3 protein-coding genes are annotated in these 3,828 nt (G+C 37.5%); 1 reads left to right on the forward strand and 2 read right to left on the reverse strand.

Going from position 1 to position 3,828, the window contains the following annotated elements; genetic code table 11:
• Positions 1-162 precede the first annotated feature (162 nt).
• Both ACOVQ4_RS22150 and ACOVQ4_RS22155 read right to left on the reverse strand, forming a co-directional pair.
• Positions 163-1,593, reverse strand: coding sequence for an MBL fold metallo-hydrolase RNA specificity domain-containing protein (locus tag ACOVQ4_RS22150; protein WP_421822769.1), 1,431 nt, complete (start codon positions 1,591-1,593; stop codon positions 163-165).
• A 506-nt stretch (positions 1,594-2,099) separates the two neighbouring features.
• The gene (locus ACOVQ4_RS22155; RefSeq protein WP_421822770.1) at positions 2,100-2,771 is read right to left on the reverse strand and encodes a CAP domain-containing protein; all 672 of its coding nucleotides are present in this window, start codon (positions 2,769-2,771) and stop codon (positions 2,100-2,102) included.
• A gap of 425 nt (positions 2,772-3,196) precedes the next feature.
• Here ACOVQ4_RS22155 and ACOVQ4_RS22160 point away from each other — a divergent pair.
• Positions 3,197-3,828: PepSY-associated TM helix domain-containing protein (locus ACOVQ4_RS22160; RefSeq protein WP_421822771.1), on the forward strand; the 632-nt coding region annotated here is incomplete at its 3' end.

Below are 3,828 nucleotides of genomic sequence, written 5' to 3' on the forward strand. Positions count from 1 at the left end.
ATAGTTAAGTTAGTACGCAAAATAAAGTTTAGGATTGTGCTTTAAGCTTTCAGGTGTAGGCTTTCGGCGGTGGGCTTTGGGAAAAATGCAAGTCCGTGGTCGTTAAAAACATTTTAACACGCTTTGCCTTGTGCCTGTTGCCTTATCCCTGAAACACAAAACCTATAATTCATAAGATTGTCCCTTCTCTGGCATTTCGACATTGGCGTAGCCTTTTGATTCAAGGAGCTCTTTAAACACAACCATACTTTCTTCCTCACCGTGAACCAAGAACACATTCTTAACGCGCGCTGGATTATGTTTGCTAACAAAATTCAACAAATCGTTTTGGTCGCCATGTCCACTAAACACGTCGATTTTTTCGACAGTTGCCAAAACAGGCAATTCAACATCCTTAATACGGAGCGTTTTTTGTCCATTCATCAACTTCCAGCCGAGAGTACCTTCAGAAGCAAAACCAACCAATAAAATGGTACAATACACATTGTTGATATTGGCCGCGATATGCTGTTCAACTCGTCCTCCTGAAACCATCCCTGATGCCGAGATAATAATACAAGGCTCGGTATAATTTGAAATTGCCTTACTTGCTTTTTCGGATTGAATATATTGCAAGTTTTCAAAGTCAAACAAGCCATCGTTTTCCTCATAAAACTCTTGCGCTGCTTTATTCAATTGACGCACGTTTTTCTGGTAAATTTTGGTACTTGCATACGCCAAAGGCGAATCACTAAATACTTTGATGGGCTTAAATCCTCGCTCAGTATAGAGCTTATTGAGGGTATAAAGTAAGGCTTGAGTACGACCTACAGAAAAGGCTGGAATAATCAACCGTCCTGGCAAATCGATACAGGCTCTTTGAATAACCTTTGCCAAAGCATCCTCTGGAATTACCTTATCTTCGTGTAAGCGAGCGCCATAGGTGGTCTCACAAACGACATAATCCGTTTGTGGCAACTCCTTTGCGGGATCAACCAATAGAGGATAATTTTCTCTTCCGATATCTCCTGAGAAGCAAATACTTTTCTTTTCACCATTGTCAAATGCTTCGACTATCACGTGAGCCGCCCCCAATAAGTGCCCAGCAGGAACAAAAGTTACCCAAACACCATCTTTGACCTTAAAGCGTCGATTAAATTGAAGAGTAACAAAATTACTCATCGTATCCTCGACATCCTTCTGTAGATAAAGGTCACCCTTTACCATCAAGCGGTCCATTTTTTTCTTTTTCTTCTTGCTATCTCCTTCCGCTTGCTTCAGTTTTTTGTAGTTCAAACTCGCTGCATCATACAAAAGAATTTCCGCTAATTCGGCCGTAGGAGGCGTACATAGCACTTGTCCTTCATAACCTTCACGGTACAACATTGGAATGTTTCCCGAATGGTCGATATGTGCGTGAGTTAACAGAACCAAATTGACCTGAGCAGCTTCGAAGGGGAAGAAGGGCTGATATCCAGTAACGGGTTGCGTAAAATCTAATTCACGCTCCATGTCCGTACCACAATCAATCAGAATCTTGTAATCGTCTTCGAGTTCGAGCAGGTACATACTACCTGTTACTTGTCTCGAAGCACCCCAAAATGTTAATTTCATTGGTCTATATTTCTGTCTTCGTATATCAAATCAATTTTGAGATATTATAAAATGACTAATTGTTATCAGGCAAACATTTTTACCGCTATCACCAATCCATTTTAATTTTGCCAATAATCACTTTTATCTCATACAAGTGGTTTACTTGTATTTACAAATTTCCTCCTAAATAACCCAAGTAGTTACGAATTAATCATTGCAATAGACAGAGGATGAGACAGATGGACTTATCAAACATTTGGTTCTTCGAATCCAACCACCTAATACCTCTCGATTATTCTGTCAGAAAATACTGACAATGAAGAACCTTTTGTACGTAATTTATGGGAAAGCGGGCATTGCCAACAGGCAGGAAAACTATATTTTTATTGGTGCTTTCTGACAAAGATACCTAAAAACAGGCATTTTTTGGTCACTTTTTCAAATTTAGCGCAAGTTCCTGCAACTTAAGCTTATTTTGGCATAACACAAGAATTACCCGCTTAGTTTAGCATTTAAGGAAGTTTTTATTCGGGTAACGGCTCGGAAGCAAAATCTTGGGTGAGTCTAGCAAAAGGACCTTCCTCAGTCGAATAAGGGCGTTTACAGATTTGGACAGCACATCCAATAAGGCGCATTTCGGGGTTTAAAATATTACGTCTGTGCGGTTTAGACTCCATCCACAAACGAAGCGCCTCCTCTGCAAGTGTCCAATAAGACATCATTTTGTAAGGTCGATGTGTACGGCAATCCATGTAACGATATTCGCCATTAGACATTCTTTCGGGGCAAAAATCATTTGGAGTATCTATCAAATCTATTTCGGCAATATTTTCTGCCAAATCAAAGTAAGGCCTATCGAATTGCTCAATTCTGTCATCCAAATTTCGAAGGCTTCTGTTGTAAGGATTTTGATGGTCATAAAAATCCCGATTAATCATCGCTTCTGAATGATTTCGAGCAGCACGATAAAGCCCTTCTCCTAGTTTGAAGAGAGGTAAACCATATTTTTTTCGCATCAAATTGGTCTGATGAAAAATCGCAGCATCCAGCAGTTCATAGTCTGGCGCAACAGGATTTATCGGCATTTTTATTTGAGGTAATTTACTAAAAGCCTCAGCAGATAGTTGGTAATACTGACTTTGTTGCGAGAACAGCGTCTGAGAAAGAAAGAGAAAAAACATCAAAAATCGTATCATATTCCAGAATTAATTAAGCTTGGATAATCAAACATTGTTGTCATAAATCAATTGTTTAACGTTTTTATAGCTCTAAACTTATCAATAATTTCTCTTCACTTTAAAATTAGGCTATCACTCTTTCTGATTTGTTTATATTAAGTATTAGTGCAAAATTATATTTAAGTTTTTTATCATTTGGACGAGGCAACAGGCACAAGGCAAAGAGTGTTAAAATGTTTTTTAGTAACGATAGATATATTTTACCGAATGCCCAGAGCCGAAAGCTCAAAAATCAAATCTTATTTTGCCCACTAACTTATCATCCATTTTTTTATTTATAATAATTCTAAATAACTGTTGCTTTTTAAAAATTACCTCCCTTACTTTGTGGTATTGTTTTTAATAAGTCTAAATAAACAAAATGCTTTTGAACTAAATCTATTATGTCTTTCAAAAAAACTATTGGCAAACTTCATCTTTGGCTTGGCCTAAGCACTGGTCTGATTGTGTTTATTGTGAGCATTACAGGAGCCATGTATGTATTTAAAGAGGAAATACAAGGCATTATCAGAAAAGAATATATTTATCATCAAGAGCCTAATATTACCCAAAAGAGTACGCTCCCACTCCGAAAATTGGAAGCTTTGGTGAATCAACAAACGCGTGAAAAGTATCCTTTGCATTGGGTCGAAATTCCATTGAATAAAGCGCAGAGCTATAAATTTGTCTATCATGAATCTGACAAAAAAGGTTGGAATTATTTTGATAGGTTGGTGATATACAAAACTGCTTATGTCAACCCCTTCAACGGAAAAGTGCTAGCGGTATATGATGAGAAGAATGGCTTTTTTAATATCGTAAAATTCATTCACTGGAGTTTACTTCTCAGAAATGATTGGGGCAAATATATCGTGGGTATTCCAGTGCTTATTTTTATTATTTCTTTGATTTCTGGCATTATTTTATGGTGGCCCAAAAACAAATCAGCTGCCAAACAGCGTTTTTGGTTTTCTTGGAAAAATGTAAAAAACTGGCGTCGCAAAAATTATGATTTACACAATGTCCTAGGATTTTA

This window comes from Flectobacillus sp., assembly GCF_049240685.1.
Lineage (GTDB): Bacteria > Bacteroidota > Bacteroidia > Cytophagales > Spirosomataceae > Flectobacillus.

What these genes read in the sequence shown, in the direction of transcription:
- ACOVQ4_RS22150 (WP_421822769.1), bottom strand. Translation starts at nt 1,593, where the DNA reads ATGAAATTAACATTTTGGGGTGCTTCGAGACAAGTAACAGGTAGTATG.
- ACOVQ4_RS22155 (WP_421822770.1), bottom strand. Translation starts at nt 2,771, where the DNA reads ATGATACGATTTTTGATGTTTTTTCTCTTTCTTTCTCAGACGCTGTTC.